General features: G+C 63.5%; 16 protein-coding genes. 3 read left to right on the forward strand and 13 right to left on the reverse strand.

All coding sequences use genetic code 11. The features are described 5' to 3' along the window. Positions 1-41: 41 nt before the first annotated feature. On the forward strand, positions 42-779 hold the full coding sequence (gene cobA, locus ABWY06_RS06945) for a uroporphyrinogen-III C-methyltransferase (RefSeq protein WP_353924827.1): 738 nt from the start codon (positions 42-44) through the stop codon (positions 777-779). 127 nt (positions 780-906) lie between these two features. On the opposite strand, the gene ABWY06_RS06950 is transcribed toward cobA, so the two are convergent. The 8 genes from ABWY06_RS06950 to ppsA all read right to left on the reverse strand — a co-directional run bounded on the left by ABWY06_RS06950 (position 907) and on the right by ppsA (position 9,017). After that, positions 907-1,890, reverse strand: coding sequence for an OmpA family protein (locus ABWY06_RS06950; RefSeq protein WP_353924828.1), 984 nt, complete (start codon positions 1,888-1,890; stop codon positions 907-909). A gap of 107 nt (positions 1,891-1,997) precedes the next feature. Beyond that, entirely contained in the window at positions 1,998-2,588 is a 591-nt protein-coding gene (gene sigX / locus ABWY06_RS06955; RefSeq protein ID WP_353924829.1) for an RNA polymerase sigma factor SigX, read from the reverse strand. Between the two features lie 88 nt (positions 2,589-2,676). Beyond that, positions 2,677-3,501 carry a mechanosensitive ion channel family protein gene (locus ABWY06_RS06960; RefSeq protein ID WP_353924830.1) on the reverse strand — a complete coding sequence of 275 codons (825 nt, stop codon included), beginning with the start codon at positions 3,499-3,501 and terminating at the stop codon, positions 2,677-2,679. Positions 3,502-3,503: 2 nt separating this feature from the next. Continuing rightward, positions 3,504-3,749: a CrfX protein gene (locus ABWY06_RS06965; protein WP_353924831.1), complete on the reverse strand. Its 246-nt coding sequence runs from the start codon at positions 3,747-3,749 to the stop codon at positions 3,504-3,506. Positions 3,750-3,940: 191 nt separating this feature from the next. Further along, positions 3,941-4,936, reverse strand: coding sequence for a divalent cation transporter CmaX (gene cmaX, locus ABWY06_RS06970; RefSeq protein WP_353924832.1), 996 nt, complete (start codon positions 4,934-4,936; stop codon positions 3,941-3,943). 78 nt (positions 4,937-5,014) lie between these two features. After that, positions 5,015-5,503: a ribonuclease E activity regulator RraA gene (gene rraA, locus ABWY06_RS06975; RefSeq protein ID WP_353924833.1), complete on the reverse strand. Its 489-nt coding sequence runs from the start codon at positions 5,501-5,503 to the stop codon at positions 5,015-5,017. A gap of 80 nt (positions 5,504-5,583) precedes the next feature. Continuing rightward, positions 5,584-6,582 (reverse strand): alpha/beta fold hydrolase, encoded by a 999-nt coding sequence (locus ABWY06_RS06980; protein ID WP_353924834.1) that lies wholly within the window; start codon positions 6,580-6,582, stop codon positions 5,584-5,586. A 59-nt stretch (positions 6,583-6,641) separates the two neighbouring features. Further along, entirely contained in the window at positions 6,642-9,017 is a 2,376-nt protein-coding gene (gene ppsA, locus ABWY06_RS06985; protein WP_353924835.1) for a phosphoenolpyruvate synthase, read from the reverse strand. 180 nt (positions 9,018-9,197) lie between these two features. Here ppsA and ppsR point away from each other — a divergent pair, with 180 nt between their 5' ends. Next, positions 9,198-10,016 (forward strand): posphoenolpyruvate synthetase regulatory kinase/phosphorylase PpsR, encoded by an 819-nt coding sequence (gene ppsR / locus ABWY06_RS06990; protein ID WP_353924836.1) that lies wholly within the window; start codon positions 9,198-9,200, stop codon positions 10,014-10,016. A 15-nt stretch (positions 10,017-10,031) separates the two neighbouring features. Here the strand turns inward: ppsR and ABWY06_RS06995 are convergent, their stop codons facing one another. Both ABWY06_RS06995 and ABWY06_RS07000 read right to left on the reverse strand, forming a co-directional pair. Then, positions 10,032-11,171 (reverse strand): MFS transporter, encoded by a 1,140-nt coding sequence (locus tag ABWY06_RS06995; protein WP_353924837.1) that lies wholly within the window; start codon positions 11,169-11,171, stop codon positions 10,032-10,034. 28 nt (positions 11,172-11,199) lie between these two features. Further along, complete coding sequence (locus tag ABWY06_RS07000; protein WP_353924838.1) at positions 11,200-11,733, reverse strand: GNAT family N-acetyltransferase; 534 nt, start codon at positions 11,731-11,733, stop codon at positions 11,200-11,202. A gap of 101 nt (positions 11,734-11,834) precedes the next feature. On the opposite strand from ABWY06_RS07000, the gene ABWY06_RS07005 reads away from it, so the two are divergent. Continuing rightward, positions 11,835-12,740 carry a LysR family transcriptional regulator gene (locus tag ABWY06_RS07005; protein WP_353924839.1) on the forward strand — a complete coding sequence of 302 codons (906 nt, stop codon included), beginning with the start codon at positions 11,835-11,837 and terminating at the stop codon, positions 12,738-12,740. A 25-nt stretch (positions 12,741-12,765) separates the two neighbouring features. On the opposite strand, the gene prpF is transcribed toward ABWY06_RS07005, so the two are convergent. The 3 genes from prpF to prpC all read right to left on the reverse strand — a co-directional run bounded on the left by prpF (position 12,766) and on the right by prpC (position 17,874). Continuing rightward, on the reverse strand, positions 12,766-13,953 hold the full coding sequence (gene prpF, locus ABWY06_RS07010) for a 2-methylaconitate cis-trans isomerase PrpF (protein WP_353924840.1): 1,188 nt from the start codon (positions 13,951-13,953) through the stop codon (positions 12,766-12,768). Positions 13,954-14,089: 136 nt separating this feature from the next. Beyond that, on the reverse strand, positions 14,090-16,699 hold the full coding sequence (gene acnD / locus ABWY06_RS07015) for a Fe/S-dependent 2-methylisocitrate dehydratase AcnD (protein WP_353924883.1): 2,610 nt from the start codon (positions 16,697-16,699) through the stop codon (positions 14,090-14,092). A gap of 11 nt (positions 16,700-16,710) precedes the next feature. Next, positions 16,711-17,874 carry a bifunctional 2-methylcitrate synthase/citrate synthase gene (prpC, locus tag ABWY06_RS07020; RefSeq protein WP_353924841.1) on the reverse strand — a complete coding sequence of 388 codons (1,164 nt, stop codon included), beginning with the start codon at positions 17,872-17,874 and terminating at the stop codon, positions 16,711-16,713. Positions 17,875-17,905 lie beyond the last annotated feature (31 nt).

Genomic DNA, 17,905 nt, shown 5'->3' on the forward strand with positions numbered 1-17,905 from the left:
GCACCTGCTCCGCGACCCGAACCTGGATGGAGATCCCTGGAATGAGTGCAAAAGTCTGGTTGGTGGGTGCGGGTCCTGGCGATCCCGAATTGCTGACGCTCAAGGCGGTCCGCGCCATGCACCAGGCACAGGTGGTGATGATCGACGATCTGGTCAATCCCGCCGTGCTCGAACATTGCCCGGACGCGCGAATCATTGCGGTCGGCAAGCGCGGAGGCTGCCGCTCCACGCCTCAGGCGTTTATCCATCGCCTGATGTTGCGTTATGCCCGCCAGGGCAAAGTCGTGGTGCGCCTCAAGGGCGGCGACCCCTGCATTTTCGGCCGCGGTAGCGAAGAGGCCGACTGGCTCAAGCTGCACGGCATCGAGGTCGAGCTGGTCAACGGCATCACCGCCGGCCTGGCCGGCGCCACCCAATGTGGTATCCCGTTGACGCTGCGCGGCGTGGCCCGAGGCGTGACCCTGGTGACCGCACATACCCAGGATGACAGCCCGGTCAATTGGTCGGCCCTGGCCCAGGGCGGCACGACCCTGGTGGTGTACATGGGCGTGGCGAAACTGGCCGATATCCGCGACGGCCTGCTGGCCGGCGGCCTTCCCGCCTCCACCCCGGTGGCAATGATCGAGAATGCCTCGTTACCCCAACAGCGCGATTGCCGCAGCACCCTGGCGACCATGCACGGCGAGGCCCTGGCATTTGGCCTCAAGAGTCCAGCCATCCTGATAATCGGTGAGGTCGCCGCAGGCGCTCAGGTACTGCCGATCGTCCAGTACGGCTGACCCCCCTTCGCTCCTGCGGAGTTTTTGCCCGGCCTTCGTGCCGGGTTTTTTTTCGCCAGACACATGTCCGATGCCAGAATGCAAAAAACCCGGCCGAAGCCGGGTTTTTTGTGCAGCAGTCAAACCATTACTTGGCTTGAGCTTCTACTTCAGCTTCTACGCGACGGTTGACGGCACGGCCGTCAGCAGTGGCATTGTCGGCAACCGGGCGGGATTCGCCGTAGCCAACGGAGTTGACGCGCTCGCCTTCAACACCGTACTGATTGACCAGCACTTCACGCACGGCGTTAGCACGGCGCTCGGACAGGCCCTGGTTGTAAGCGTCAGTACCGACGGCGTCGGTGTGACCTTCAACAGTGGTGTTGGTTTGCGGGTATTGCTTCATGAAATCAGCCAGGCTCTTGATGTCGCCGTAGCTTTCTTCCTTGACCTTGGACTTGTCGAAGTCGAATTTCACATCCAACTCGACACGAACCACTTCAGCCGGTTCTTCAGCAACCACTGGCTCAGGAGTAGGCTCTGGAGCAGCTTCGACGGTTTCAGCCACTTGCTTGGTGTTGCCACCGAAGTTCAGGCCAACACCAACGCCCGCTTGCCATTCGGTCTGTTCAGTATCCAGGCTGTGCAGGACGTCAACGCCGGCTTTGGCGAAGAACACTTCATTGAAGTAGTACTTCACGCCGGTACCGACCATGGCGAAGGTGGTCTTGTCCTTGCCGCGCTCGGCGGTATTGTCCAGCGACTGATGGCCGAAACCAGCAGACACGTAAGGACGCAGGCTTTGCGCGCCGGGGGTACCGAAGTGGTACAGGGCTTCAACGGTGCTCAGGTGACCGTCGATTTCCTTCTCACCGCTACCGCCTGGCAACAGGTCGGATTCGATGCTCTCGTAAACACCATGGGACAGGTTCAGCGAAACGTCGTCGGTCAGGTAGTAACCGAGGCTGCCGCCGAACAGGTTGCCGTTGGTAACGTCGCGATTGCTTTCAGTGAAGGAACGCTTGGCAAACGCTTCCACCTCGACCGCGCCTTGGCCTTGGGCCAGCACGCTGAGAGAGGAAGTGGCCAGCAGTGAGCCAATGACAACGCCTAAGGTGTTTTTCAATTTCATCCGTAAATCCCCATCTTGGTTATCAGTTAAGCTGTCTGACTAACGCAAGACAACTCAATTTTTAATTCTATCAGAACTAGCCGATTTGTTAGAGGTATTTCGCCTAACTAAGTTTCGGCGCTGTCGGAAAATTTCTCGCGCAAGCGGTCAAGTGCGCGTTTATAGCGCATTTTAGTCGCGCTCAGGCCCATATGCATGATGTCGGCGATTTCCTGGAACTCCAGCTCGGCGACAAAACGCAGGACCAGAATCTCCCGGTCGATGGGATTGACGTGCACCAACCAACGGTCCAACCCCGCAGGCTCAGTGAGCAGCACCGGTTTTTCCTCGGTCGCCTCCTCCAGCGGATCCAGACTGAGAGCGTCCATCAGGCGGCGCTTGCGCCGCTCTTTGCGGTACTGGGTGATGCACTCGTTATAAGTAATGCTGTAGAGCCAGGTCTTGAACTTCGACTTGCCCTCGAAGTTCTTCAGGCCATAGAGCACTTTGAGCATGACCTCCTGGCAGACGTCATCGGCGTCACGGTCGTTGCCCAGGTAGCGGGCACAGACGTTGAACAGCGTGCGCTGGTAACGCCGCATCAGCTCTTCGTAGGCACGGGTGACGTGAAACAGTTCGGCGTGCGCACGCGCCACCAACTCTTCATCCGAGAGTTCGCGAGGGTCGTAGCGCAAGGACAGCGATTGGGCTTTGTTCAAAACGAATCAGGCCGACAGTCAGGTGAATAGCCGCCAACGCCCGACACGTCGGGCGATAAGGCGGCCTACAGTAGCAGGGATTAGCGCCTTAGCGGCTGCTCACCTGTTGCTCGAGCAGCATACGGTTGGCTACCGACACCAATTCGCCGTCGGCCGTCAGCAAGGTGGTTTTGACCGTGCCGATCTCCTCGATCTGTCCTTCCAGTGCCCCCAACCTGACTTCCTGTCCGACTTCGTACAGCTCACGTACATAGATGCCGGCCAGAATCTGGCCGGCGATTTCTCGACTGCCCAGGCCCAAGGCCAGGGCTACCGCCACGCCGACCGAAATAAGCACAATGGCGATGATGTAGTTCAACAGGTCGGTCTTGATCTCCAGCAGACCGATAGCCACCGAGATGCTGATCACGATCACCAACACCTGGGCCATGCGGCCCAGGCCGTGGGCGTAGTCAAGCCCGACGCTTTCGGCCGCGCCGCGCACCAGACCACTGAACAGCTGCGCCAACAGCACGCCGGCCAACAGCACCAGCGCCGCACCGAAGACTTTCGGCAAGTACAATGCCACCCGGTCCAGCGCCGCCGAGACCCGTTCCAGGCCCAGTGATTCGGCGGCCGACACCAGAAAGATCAACAGGATAAACCAGTAGATGATCTTACCGATCAGGGTCGAGACCGGCACCTGGATGCCCGCGCGCCCCAGCAGCTTGGTCAAACCGGTGCCGGCCATCAGGCGATCGAGACCCACCTTACCCAGCAGCTTGGAGATCAGCGTATCGAGCAATTTGGCGACCACGAACCCGAGCAACACCAGGATCAAGGCCACGAACAGGTTGGGTATGAACCCGGCGACCTTGGTCCACAGGGCCGTCATGGCGCTTACCAAACTTTGAGTCCAGGGATCGAGTTCCATGTTCAATCAACCTTCTGTGCAGAACGGGCCGCTGAATTGCGGCGTGAAACCGGCGCGACGTGAGCCGAGCCATTATTAAGGGCCATCATCAGCGCGTCGAGCCAATGGCCCATCAAGCTGAACATGTCGCCGGCCCCGACCTGGCGGTTGGCGGTTTTCAGGACGCGCCCCAGGCAAGCATCGTCGTCATGACTGGAGGATGGCGATTTGAGCAAGTCGCGCAGGGATTCTTCAAACGGATCGTGCATACGCACCTCACGGGATGTGACGGCTAGACGAGGCGAGTTTCAGCCAAGTCACAACGGCCGCCGAGGCGCGCCCATCGCCCTGCGCCCGCACCACGCCCGAGAGGCGCCCGGGCAGGGCAACGAACGACTGCGACACCCGCCTCGATTGGGTGCAGCCAATCGCGACTGGACGCCCTTTGCCCCGGAGCCGCTCACACCCAGCGCAAGCGCCGGAACAGCCACCACTGGCCGACCGCCAGGCCGCCCATGATTAAGCAGGCGACCATAAAGCCATAGTTGCTCTCGGAGCCCGGGATACCGCCGACATTGATGCCCAGCAGGCCGGTGACGAAGGTCATGGGCAGGAACACCCCCGTGACGATGCCAAACCGGTACATGATGCGGTTCATTCGCTCGCTCATGCGGCGGTGCTCGGACTCCAGCACCAAACCCACCCGCTCGCGCGTCAACTCCAGCTCTTCCAGGTAGCGGGTCAGTCGGTTGTTCAGCTCGTTCCAGTAGTCGGCATCGTCGTCGACGAACCAGGGCAGCTTGTTGCGCGTGAGCTGGGCAAAGATATCCCGCTGCGGGGCCAGGAAACGGCGCAGGCTGGCGGCGCGACGGCGCATCTGCAGCAAGGCGCCGTGCTCGGGCGAATAATGCTCGTCGGCGTCGACCTTCTCTTCTTCCTGATCGACCAGCTCCGACAGCTCGCTCACCAGGGCATCGACCTTGTCGGTCAGGTAGTCGGCCAGGGCCAGGATCAGCTCGGACGCGGTTTTTGGCCCACGGCCCTTGGCCAGTAGCTCGATCAGCTCCTCGGTGGCCCGCAGCGGCCGCAGGCGCAGGGAAATCACCCGCTGCGCCGCGGCGAAGATGCGTACCGACACCATGTCCTCGGGCTCCGCGCCGGGGTTGAGGTTGACCCCGCGCAAAAACAACAGCAATTTCTCATCCGGTAACGGCAGCAGGCGTGGCCGGGTATTTTCTTCCAGCAACAGGTCACAACTGAAGGGGCTCAGCCCACTGGCCTCGCGCAGCCAGGCCTGGGCATGCGGATGGCCACGGTCCCAGTGCAGCCACAGGCTTTCACCGGGCAACATTGCCAGGTCGTCGAGCTGCTGGCGGGCCAGCGCACGGGCGCCGCCCTTGCCGTCCAGGACAAAGGCATGCACCAGCCCCCATTGTGCATTGTCTTGCTCGAGCATCAGGATTCCTCGTAGGGATAGCGGGCGCGAAAAAACCCGGCCGGGTGATGCCAGGCCGGGAATTGGATGCCAGTCAGGTTACTCGGGCATCGTCAGGGGGTCGGCCGACACGATAATGCCGTTATTGTCGGCGTACAGGTAATGACCAGGGCGGAAGGTCACGCCGGCGAAGGTCACGGCCAGATTCAGGTCACCGATGCCACGCTTTTCGGTCTTCATCGGATGACTGGCCAGTGCCTGTACACCGAGGTCGGTCTGGGCGATCACGTCGACGTCGCGGATACAGCCGTACACCACCAGCCCTTCCCAGCCATTGCGGGCAGCCTTTTCCGCGAGCATGTCACCCAACAGGGCGCGGCGCAGCGAACCGCCGCCGTCGACCACCAGTACCTTGCCCTTACCATCGAGCTCGACCTGATCCTTGACCAGCGAGTTGTCTTCGAAACACTTGATGGTCACGATTTCGCCGCCGAAGGAATCTCGGCCACCGAAGTTGCTGAACATGGGTTCGACCACCTGGACCGCATCCGGGTAGGCGTCACACAGATCGGGGGTGAGGTAGTGCATGGGACTCTCCTGTAAAAGCATGATGAACCAGGGCTCGATGGCGGACTGCCTGGAGCCCCCATAGTACTCATAAAATCGACTCAGGACGCGGGCTCGGGGCTGGCCGCCGGGTCGGCCCGACGCTGGGCCGGCACCTCACCGAACGTTAGCCAGTGTGACACCAGGGGCCAGACCTCCTGTTGGGCGGCCTTGCTGACGAGCATTTCGACGTGCCCATAGTCGCTGGCGTCGCCGTGCTGCAGACCCAGGCAGCAAAACGCCTGTACGGGCGAGCCGAATTGCGCCAACAGCTTGCGGCAGGCCCACGCCGGGTCCTGCAGGTCACCCACCGCGCTGACCGCCAGCACCGGCACCCGCACCTCGGCCAGGCCGGCCCACCAGTCGCGCTCGCGGTCGCCGAAACGGCCGAACAAGCCATGCCAACGCAGGCCTTCCAGTGCCAGGCCAATCGGTTCGTCCTCAGGACCGCGCTTGAGGCGCTGCCCCGGGATACTGCCCAGCCCCTTGAGCAGCAGGCGTCCGGCCCAGGCCACGGGCGGCATCTTCAGCGGCCAGTAGACCCGGCTGACCTGGCTGCCGAACAGCGCCACCGACGCGACGTCCTGCTCGCCGAGGTAATGACCGCCCAAGGCCGCCGCCAGGGTGATCCCTCCCAGGGAGTGCCCGATCCAGTGCGGCACCTGGCCGCTTTGTTCGCGCACGAAGGCCGCCACCGCCGGCAGGTCGTAGCGCGCGTAGTCGGCCACCTGGTTGTGCCGGTAGTCCTGATTACGCGACGACAGGCCGTGGCCCCGCATCTCGAGAATCCAGACATCGAAACCGGCCCGCGCCAGGAACGGTCCCAGCCCGAGGCCCTTGGGTGAATACCAGAACCGTCGGTTGGAAAAACTGCCGTGCAGGAGAACCACCGGCACGCCACGGGCACCCTCATGGCCGGCCAGGCCCAGCCGGGTCAACGCCAGCTCGACGCTGAAGTCGGGGCTGTTGCCCGGCTTGAGGCGGTAGACGTCCTCGCTCAGGTCGGCACGCAATTCGGCGCTGATCAGCGCCACGGGAAAAAGATCACTGCTGCTTTGCATAATGTTTCTGGCATAAAAAAGGGCGGGAATCAGACCCGCCCTTCTGGAGTGGCTGGGAATCAGGCGCGAGCCTGGCCTTCGGCCAGGAAGAACCAGGTGTCCAGTACCGAGTCGGGGTTCAGGGAGACGCTTTCGATGCCCTGCTCCATCAACCAGAGGGCCAGGTCCGGGTGATCCGAAGGGCCCTGACCGCAGATGCCGATGTACTTGCCGGCCTTGTTACAGGCCTGGATGGCATTGGACAGCAGCTTCTTGACCGCCGGGTTACGTTCGTCGAACAGGTGCGCGATGATCCCCGAGTCGCGGTCCAGGCCCAGGGTCAACTGAGTCAGGTCGTTGGAGCCGATGGAGAACCCGTCGAAGAACTCGAGGAACTCGTCGGCCAGGATGGCGTTGGACGGCAGTTCGCACATCATGATGATGCGCAGGCCGTTTTCGCCCCGCTTGAGGCCATTGGTGGCCAGCAAATCGACCACCTGACTGGCTTCACCCAGGGTGCGCACGAAGGGCACCATGATTTCGACGTTGGTCAGCCCCATCTCGTTGCGGACCTTTTTCATCGCCCGGCATTCCAGCTCGAAGCAATCACGGAACGACTCGCTGATATAACGCGAGGCGCCGCGGAAGCCCAGCATCGGGTTCTCTTCTTCAGGCTCGTAGAGTTTGCCACCGATCAGGTTGGCGTACTCGTTGGACTTGAAGTCCGACAACCGCACTATGACTTTTTTCGGCCAGAACGCCGCCGCCAGGGTGCTGATGCCCTCGACTAGCTTCTCGACGTAAAAATTCACCGGATCCGTGTAACCGGCGATGCGTTTTTCCACGCTTTCCTTGATCTCAGCCGGCAGGCCGTCGAAGTTCAGCAGCGCCTTGGGGTGCACGCCGATCATCCGGTTGATGATGAACTCAAGGCGCGCCAGGCCCACGCCGGCATTCGGCAACTGGGCGAAGTCGAAGGCGCGGTCCGGGTTGCCGACGTTCATCATGATCTTGAACGGCAGCTCCGGCATGGCGTCGACGGAGTTCTTGCGAATATCGAAACCCAGCTCGCCTTCAAAGATAAAGCCAGTGTCACCCTCGGCGCAGGACACGGTCACGCCCTGGCCATCCTTGAGCAGCTGGGTGGCATTGCCACAACCCACCACCGCCGGAATGCCCAGTTCACGGGCAATGATCGCCGCGTGACAGGTGCGCCCGCCGCGGTTGGTGACGATGGCGCTGGCGCGCTTCATCACCGGTTCCCAGTCCGGGTCGGTCATGTCGGACACCAGCACGTCGCCCGGCTGGACCTTGTCCATCTCGGACACGTCGCGGATGATCCGCACCTTGCCGGCACCGATGCGCTGACCGATGGCACGGCCCTCCACCAGCACGGTGCCGGTTTCCTTGAGCAGGTAGCGCTCCATCACATTGACGTTGGTACGGCTTTTCACGGTTTCCGGACGGGCCTGGACGATGTACAGCTTGCCGTCGTCGCCATCCTTGGCCCACTCGATGTCCATCGGGCACTTGTAGTGCTTCTCGATGATCATGGCCTGCTTGGCCAACTCGCTGACTTCGGCATCGCTGAGGCAGAAACGCGCGCGCTCGGCGGGGTCGACGTCCACCACCTTGACCGACTTGCCGGCCTTGGCCTCCTCGCCGTAGATCATCTTGATCGCTTTGCTGCCCAGGTTGCGCCGCAGAATGGCCGGACGCCCTTCTGCCAGGGTCTTCTTGTGCACGTAGAACTCGTCCGGGTTGACCGCCCCCTGAACCACGGTTTCGCCCAGGCCGTAGGCCCCGGTGATAAACACCACGTCACGGAAACCCGATTCGGTGTCCAGGGTGAACATCACCCCGGCGGTACCGGTTTCCGAGCGGACCATGCGCTGCACACCGGCGGACAGGGCGACCAGTTTATGCTCGAAACCCTGGTGTACGCGGTAGGAGATGGCGCGGTCATTGAACAGGGAGGCGAAGACTTCCTTGGTGGCACGGATCACGTTCTCCACACCGCGGATATTCAGAAAGGTCTCCTGCTGGCCGGCGAAGGAGGCGTCCGGCAGGTCTTCGGCGGTGGCCGAGGAGCGTACGGCCACGGCCATATTGGGGTTGCCGTTGGACATGGCGGCGAAGGCGGTACGGATTTGCTCGTTCAGCGCCTCGGGAAACTCGGCGGCCATGATCGATTCGCGAATCCGCGCGCCAACCTTGGCCAGGGCGTTCACATCGTCCACGTCCAGCGAGTCCAGGGCCTCATGAATCTGCTGGTTGAGGCCGCTGAGCTCAAGGAAATCGCGGTAGGCCTGGGCGGTGGTGGCAAAGCCACCGGGCACCGACACGCCGGCACCGGCCAGGTTGCTGATCATCTCGCCCAGGGATGCGTTTTTGCCCCCTACATGCTCCACATCGTGGACGCCGAGCTTATCGAGGGAAACTACGTACTCTACCAAGGTGATCTCTCCACTAACGGTGTTGGACAAGCTCTGGGGCGGGGTGAAGCACTGAGACAACGGCTTTGCCCAATTGTCTCCCGGCCCTCGAATAAGTGACAATGCCAACCGGCATGGACTGCGTATGAAGCGCGTCTATCATAGCCAAGAATCGTTCCCAGCTTAAGGCCTTCGGCACAAATGAAACGATCCGCCTTTTTCATCTCCGACGGCACCGGCATCACGGCCGAAACCTTGGGCCAGAGCCTGTTGGCGCAGTTTGAAAACATCACCTTCACCAAACTCACGCGGCCCTATATCGACAGCGTGGAAAAAGCGCGGGCCATGGTACAGCAAATCAACAGCGCGGCCGAGAAGGACGGCACGCGGCCGATTATCTTCGATACCATTGTCAATCAGGACATTCGCGATGTCCTGGCCACGTCCGACGGCTTTATGATCGATATCTTTTCGACCTTTCTCGCCCCACTGGAACAGGAACTGACCTCGCACTCCTCCTACTCGGTGGGCAAATCCCACTCTATCGGGCACAACTCCAACTATATGGAGCGTATCGAGGCGGTCAATTTCGCCCTCGACAACGACGACGGCGCCCGTACGCACTACTACGACAAGGCCGACCTGATCCTGGTCGGCGTCTCGCGCTGCGGCAAGACCCCGACCTGCCTGTATATGGCGCTGCAATATGGCATTCGTGCGGCCAACTATCCGCTGACCGAGGACGACATGGAGCGCCTGCAACTGCCGGCGGCCCTTAAAACCTACAAGAACAAGCTGTTCGGCCTGACCATCGACCCCGACCGGCTGACCGCCATCCGCAACGAGCGCAAGCCCAATAGCCGCTACGCCAGTTATGCCCAGTGCGAGTTCGAGGTGCGCGAAGTGGAGAACCTGTTCCGCCGCGAGAACATCCACTACATCAACTCCACGCATTTTTCCGTGGAAGAGATTTCCGCCAAGATCCTGGTGGAAAAAGGCGTCGAACGCCGCCTGAAGTAAAGGCCCTGCCCGTCCTCAACGCACGTCGAACGGCGGCCGGGCCAACAGCTCGCGCCGCAGCGCCAGCGCGGCCCCGCACACCAGCACCGCCAGCAGCAGCGACAGCAACAGGCTCGCCGGGTCGCCGTAATCTTGGCGCAGCGCCGCGTAGGCCGCCGGCGCCAGAGCGGCCATGACAAAACCCGGCGCCAGCAACGGGCCTGTTCGCGCGGCGTATTGATCGGGGGCGAACAGCAGCAACGGCACACTGGCGCGCACCCGCGTCGCCAGGCCATTGACCGCTCCGTAACCGAACACCCAGAGGGTTGCCAGCAGGATCGATCCGCCACTGCACAGGCCCAGGGCAAAACACAGTGGCAAGGCGATCCCGATCACCCGGGTCAAGCCCAGCGGCGACAGGCGCCGGCCCAGCAGCAGGTCGAGCACCCGGCCACTGACCTGACCTATTCCCCAGAGGGCGGCGATCACCACCGGCAACCCCTGGCCCGCCAACAAGGCCGGCAGATGCGCGGTCACGCCGGCCGCCAGGAAACCCAGCAGCACCATCAGCAGCGCGTAAAGCCGGGCCGCGCGCGACCAGGGGCTGCGCGCCACGGGCACCGCGGACACAGCCACGGCAAAGGCCTTTGGCAACCCGAGCAGCAACAGGCCCGCCGCCAGCGCCAGCGCTGCGTACAGCCCCAGGGCCGGTCGCCAGCCAAGCAGCGCCATCCAGAGCTCGCCCAGGGGCCAGAACAGCGTCGACGCAAGCCCCCCGAACAGGGTGATGCGCTGCATGGCGGGGCCGGCCGCCGTGCCCTGCAGCCCCACCAGGGTGGCGAACGCGGCGTCGTACAATGAGCCGCGCATGCCCACGCCCAGGACCAACCAGGCGCCGTAATAGCTGAGCGCGCCCTGACTGACCGCCAGTAATACGCACCCCAGGGCACTGAGCAGCATGCCGGCGACCATCACCCGCCGCCCGCCATGGCGCCCCACCAGTCGACCGGTCAGCGGCGAAACCAATCCCATCACCAGCATCGCCAGCGACAACCCGGCATACACCCACACCGGCGTCCAGCCCATTGCCGTGGCGATGGCCGGGCCAAAGACGCCGGGCAAGTAGAAAGTCACGCCCCAGCCGATCAACTGCGCCAGGCCCAAGCGCAGCTCCACGGACCTGCTGAACGCCGTGCGCACGTGCTTAAACTTCGGGCGGTGTGGAGTCGCCCTCACCCAGCGCGCGTTGCATCAGCACCGTATCCAGCCAGCGGCCGTGCTTGAAGCCCACCGACTGGAACACCCCGACCTGGCGAAAACCCAACGCTTGATGCAAGGCGATCGAACCCTGGTTCTCGCTGTTGCCAACGATGGCCACCATCTGCCGCCAGTCGCCCAGCTCGACCCGCCGGATCAACGCAGCGAGCAGCGCCCGCCCCAGCCCCAGGCCGGCCCGATCGGCTCGCACATAGACCGAATCTTCGACCGTATGCCGATAGGCCGGGCGGGGTCGGTAGGGGCTCGCATAACCGTAGCCCACCACCTCGCCAGCAACCTCGGCCACCAGGAAGGGCAACCCCTGGGCGCGGACCTCCGCGTGGCGCTGTTGGATCTGCTCCAGGGTCGGCGGCACCGTTTCGAAACTGGACAGGCCGTGCTGGACATGCCAGGCGTAGATCGCCTGCACCGATGCCAGATCGGCCAGCAGGGCATCGCGGACAATCGGGGAAAGCGGCATGGAGGGCATCACTCGTGCAGGACAGGTGCCCATAGCATGGCAATCGACTTACACTAAATGAAGCTTTGCTTTCTTATCATAACCATAAGAATAACTTTGGCATGCGTCGACTCAATCTGGATCAACTGCACAGTTTTTCCCTGGTGATCACCCACGGCAGTTTTTCCGCGGCGGCCGAGCGCCTGGGCCTCAGCCAACCCGCCATCAGTCTGCAGATTCGTCAGCTGGAGCAGCGCCTGGGCGTGCGCCTGATCGAACGGGTGGGCAAACGCGCCAAAGCCAGCGCCGCCGGCCTCGTCTTGCTGGAACACAGCCGGCATATCGATGCGGCGGTCGAGGGCGCCCTCCACGCCATGCAGCATCAGGCCGAGGGCGTCAGTGGACGTATCGCCCTGGGCACGGGCGCCACGGCCTGTATCCACCTGCTGCCGCCGCTACTGCGTCGCCTAAAGGCGAGCTTTCCCGCACTGGACGTGCGGGTCAGTACCGGCCACACCCGCGACATTCTCAAGGCGGTCGAAGACAATCGCCTGGACCTGGCACTGGTCACCCTACCCGCCAGCGGCCCCAGCCTGCAGATCACGCCCCTGCTGCAGGATCCCTTCGTGGCGATCTTCGCCGCGGGCGAACCTGACCTGCCATTGGCCGTGAATCCGGCAAGCCTGGCCACGCGGCCGCTGGTGCTGTTCGACGCCGGCAGCAGCACCCGGCGCCTGATCGACGACTGGTTCCTGCAAGGCGGACAGGACCCACGGCCGATCATGGAACTGGGCAGTATCGAGGCGATCAAGGAAATGGTCGCCGCGGGCCTGGGCTGCAGCCTGGTGCCGCGCATGGCCGTCACCGCCGAGCATCACCGTCGCGAGCTGCAGGTGCTCGCCCTGCAATCCCCGCTGATACGCACCCTGGCCATTGCCGTGCGCCAGGACAAACCCCTGAGCCGCGGCTTGCAGCACCTGCTGCAGCACCTGAACACCCTGTCTATTGACGAGCGCACCCGCTTCTAAGCGCCTGTCCAGGCTCCACTAGCGACTAAAATGAATCGCCGGGCACGCGTACCCAGCCTTCCATCAGTACCCGCGCGCTGCGACTCATGATTGCCTTGGTCACCGTCCAGTGGCCATTTAGCTGCCGGGCCTCGGCACCCACGCGCAGCACACCCGAGGGATGGCCGAAACAGACGCTGCTGCGCTCGCCACCACCGGCGGCCCAGTTGACCAGGGTGCCTGGAATGGCCGCCGCGGTGCCGATGGCCACCGCCGCCGTACCCATCATGGCGTGGTGCAGCTTGCCCATGGACAAGGCCCGCACCAGCAGGTCGACCTCCTGCGCCTTGACCGGCTTGCCGCTGGCGCTCCGATAATCCCTGGGCCGGGAAACGAAGGCGATCTTTGGCGTGTGCTGGCGAGTCGCCGCTTCTTCCGCCGTCTTGATCAGCCCCATGCGCAATGCCCCCGCCACGCGGATCGCCTCGAAACGCGCCAGCGCCTCGGGATTGCCGTTGAGGTCCTCGCGCAGCTCGGTACCACTGTGGCCGATGTCCTCGGCCCTGACGAACACCGTCGGGATGCCCGCGGTAATCATGGTCGCCTTGAGCGTACCGATGCCAGGCACCTCCAGGTCATCCACCAGATTGCCGGTGGGAAACATCGAGCCTCCCTCCTCGCCCTCGTCGGACGGATCGATAAACTCCAGCACGATCTCCGCGGCCGGAAAGGTCACCCCATCCAGCTCGAAGTCACCGGTTTCCTGCACCTGACCATTGCTGACCGGCACATGGGCGATGATGGTTTTCTGGATATTGGCCTGCCAGATGCGCACCACGCAGGTACCGTCGTGGGGAATCCGGGCCGTATCGACCAGCCCGGCATGCAGGGCGAACGCGCCGGCGGCGGTGGACAGGTTGCCGCAGTTGCCGCTCCAGTCGACGAAGGCCTTGTCGATGGAGACCTGACCGTAGAGGTAGTCGACATCGTGATCCGGCTGGCTGCTTTTGCACAGGATTACGCACTTGCTGGTGCTGGAGGTGGCGCCCCCCATGCCATCGATGTGCGCCCCGTAGGCATCGGGGCTGCCGATCACCCGCATAAACAACTGGTCGCGTGCCTTGCCCGCCACCTGGCAAGGCCCCGGCAGGTCCTGCAAGCGAAAAAATACGCCCTTGCTGGTGCCGCCACGCATATAGGTGGCGGGGATTCTGATTTGCGCTACGTGGGTCATGGAGTATGTCCTGAGAGGCTTCTAATACCCTTCTCCCTCAGGGAAAAGGCGCCCGGAGGGCGGGTAAGGGGCAGCTCATTGTCGCAGCACCCTCACCCCAACCCTCTCCCAGAGGGAGAGGGAGTGAACGCCGGCATCAGGCCGTGGACGACTCGAGGAAGTCCTGGGCGAAGCGCTGCAGCACGCCTCCGGCTTCGTAGATCAGCACTTCCTCGTTGCTGTCCAGGCGGCAGGTCATCGGTACCTCAAGGCACTCGCCGTTGCGCCGGTTAATCACCAGGGTCAGGTCCGCACGGGGCGTGCGTTCGCCGAGGACGTCAAAGGTCTCGGTGCCGTCGATGCCCAGGGTCAGGCGGTTGGTGCCCGGCTTGAACTCCAGCGGCAACACGCCCATGCCGACCAGGTTGGTCCGGTGGATACGCTCGAAACCTTCGGCGGCGATCGCCTCCACGCCGGCCAGACGCACGCCCTTGGCGGCCCAGTCGCGGGACGAGCCTTGACCGTAGTCGGCACCGGCGACGATGATCAGCGGCTGCTTGCGCTCCATATACGTCTCGATCGCCTCCCACATGCGCATGACCTGGCCTTCCGGCTCGACGCGGGCCAGCGAGCCTTTCTTCACCTGACCATCGACCAGCGCCATTTCGTTGATCAGTTGCGGGTTGGCGAAGGTCGCGCGCTGGGCGGTCAGGTGATCGCCGCGGTGGGTGGCGTAGGAGTTGAAGTCCTCTTCCGGCAAGCCCATTTTGTGCAGGTACTCGCCCGCGGCGCTGTCGAGCAGGATGGCGTTGGACGGCGACAGGTGATCGGTGGTGATGTTGTCTGGCAAGACCGCCAGCGGACGCATGCCCTTGAGCGCGCGCGCTCCGGCCAGGGCGCCTTCCCAGTACGGCGGACGGCGGATATAGGTGGAGCTCGGGCGCCAGTCGTACAAGGGGCTTTCGGCCTCCTTGACCGTGCCCAGGTCGAACATCGGGATATAGATCTGCCTGAACTGCTCCGGCTTCACCGAAGTCGCAACCAGGGCGTCGATCTCTTCGTCGCTGGGCCACAGGTCCTTCAGGGTGATCGGGTTGCCCGCCGGGTCATGGCCCAGCACGTCCTGCTCGATGTCGAAACGCACGGTTCCGGCGATGGCGTAGGCCACCACCAGCGGCGGCGACGCCAGGAAGGCTTGCTTGGCATAGGGGTGGATGCGCCCGTCGAAGTTGCGGTTGCCGGACAGCACCGCGGTGGCATACAGGTCGCGGCCGATGATTTCCTGCTGGATTAGCGGGTCCAGCGCCCCCGACATGCCGTTACAGGTGGTGCAGGCGTAGCCGACGATGCCAAAGCCGAGTTGCTCCAGCTCCGGCAACAGGCCGGCTTCCTCCAGGTACAGCTTGGCCACCTTGGAGCCCGGGGCGAAGGAGGTCTTGACCCAGGGTTTGCGTACCAGCCCCAAGGCATTGGCCTTTTTCGCCACCAGGCCGGCCGCCACCACGTTGCGCGGGTTGGAGGTGTTGGTGCAGCTGGTGATGGCGGCGATGATCACCGCGCCATCGGGCAGCAGGCCTTCGGCCTCCTCGACCTTGCCGGCCGCCAGCTTGGCTTCGTCGGCAATGCCGCGCTCATGCAACGCCGAGGTCGGCAAACGCTTGTGCGGGTTGGACGGGCCGGCCATGTTGCGCACCACACTCGACAGGTCGAAGCTCAGCACCCGCTCGTAGGCGGCACTGACCAGCGCATCGGCCCACAGGCCGGTGGTTCTGGCGTAGTGCTCGACCAGTGCCACCTGCTCCGGCTCGCGACCGGTCAGCTTGAGGTAATCGATGGTCTGCTGGTCGATGTAGAACATCGCCGCCGTCGCGCCGTATTCCGGGCACATGTTGGAGATGGTCGCACGGTCGCCGATGGTCAGGCTGTTCGCGCCCTCGCCGAAGAACTCGACCCAGGCGCCGACCACCCGTTCCTTGCGCAGGAACTCGGTCAAGGCCAGCACGATATCGGTGGCAGTGATGCCGGGTTGGCGCTTGCCGACCAGCTGGACACCGACGATATCCGGCAGGCGCATCATCGAGGCGCGACCGAGCATCACGGTTTCCGCTTCCAGGCCGCCCACGCCAATGGCGATCACGCCCAGGGCATCCACGTGCGGGGTATGGCTGTCAGTGCCGACACAGGTATCCGGAAAGGCCACGCCACCACGCGCCTGGATCACCGGGCTCATCTTCTCCAGGTTGATCTGGTGCATGATGCCGTTGCCGGCCGGAATCACGTCGACGTTCTTGAACGCGGTCTTGGTCCACTCGATAAAGTGGAAGCGGTCTTCGTTGCGGCGCTCTTCCACGGCACGGTTCTTCTCGAACGCGTCCGGGTCGAAACCGCCGAATTCCACGGCCAGGGAGTGATCGACGATCAGTTGGGTCGGCACCACCGGATTCACCTTGGCCGGATCCCCGCCTTTATCGGCGATGGCGTCGCGCAACCCCGCCAGGTCGACCAGCGCGGTCTGGCCAAGGATGTCGTGGCAGACCACCCGCGCCGGGTACCAGGGAAAGTCCAGGTCGCGCTTGCGCTCGATCAACTGCTTGAGCGAGTCGGTGAGCAGGGCCGGATCGCATCTGCGAACAAGCTGCTCGGCCAGCACGCGGGAGGTGTAGGGCAGCGTCGCATAGGCGCCCGGGGCGATGGCATCGACCGCCTCGCGGGTGTCGAAGTAATCCAGCTGGGTGCCGGGCAACGCCTTGCGGTAGAGGGTGTTCATCGGGTTCATGGTTAGGGGCGATCCTTGAGCGGCACGAACTTCAGGTCTTCGGGGCCGGTGTAGTTGGCGCTCGGACGAATGATCTTGCCGTCGATGCGCTGCTCGACGACGTGGGAGGCCCAGCCGGAGGTGCGCGCGATCACGAACAGCGGTGTGAACATGGCGGTGGGCACGCCCATCATGTGGTAGCTGACGGCGCTGAACCAATCGAGGTTGGGGAACATCTTCTTGATCTCCCACATGATGGTCTCCAGCCGCTCGGCGATATCGAACATCTTGCTGTTCGACTGCTCGGCGGAGAGCTCGCGCGCCACTTCCTTGATGACCTTGTTACGCGGATCGGCCACGGTATAGACCGGGTGACCGAAGCCGATCACCACTTCCCTCTTCTCGACGCGGGCGCGGATATCGGCCTCGGCCTCCTGCGGGTTGTCGTAGCGTTTCTGAATCTCGAACGCCACTTCGTTGGCGCCGCCGTGCTTGGGCCCGCGCAGCGCGCCAATCGCGCCGGCGATGCAGGAGAACATGTCGGAACCCGTACCGGCGATCACCCGCGCGGTAAAGGTGGAGGCGTTGAATTCGTGCTCGGCATACAGGTTGAGCGAGGTGTGCATGGCGCGCACCCAGGACGCCCGCGGCGCCTCGCCATGCAGCAGGTGCAGGAAGTGACCACCGATGGAGTCGTCATCGGTTTCCACCTCGATACGCTTGCCGTTGTGGCTGAAGTGGTACCAATACAGCAGCGCGGACCCCAAGGAAGCCATCAGTTTGTCGGCGATATCCCGGGCACCGGGGTGATTGTGGTCGTCCTTCTCCGGCGACAGGCAGCCCAGCACGGACACCGCGGTGCGCATCACATCCATCGGGTGCGCGGAGGGCGGCAGTTGCTCCAAGCCGCTCTTCAGCGCTGCGGGCAGGCCGCGCAGGGCCTTGAGCTTGGCCTTGTAGGCGGCCAGCTCGGCGGCGTTGGGCAGCTTGCCATGGACCAGCAGGTGGGCGATTTCCTCGAACTCGCAGCGATTGGCAAAGTCCAGAACGTCATAGCCCCGGTAGTGCAGGTCGTTACCCGTACGGCCGACGGTGCACAGGGCGGTGTTGCCAGCGGTGGTGCCGCTCAGGGCCACGGACTTTTTCGGCTTGAAGCCGGGACTGATGGTGTCGGGGGTAGCGCTCATCGCGGTGTCTCTCCTCAGCTAATCCGGTTAC

Origin of the sequence: Pseudomonas sp. (assembly GCF_040514055.1) — a bacterium.
Classification (GTDB): Bacteria; Pseudomonadota; Gammaproteobacteria; order Pseudomonadales; family Pseudomonadaceae; genus Aquipseudomonas.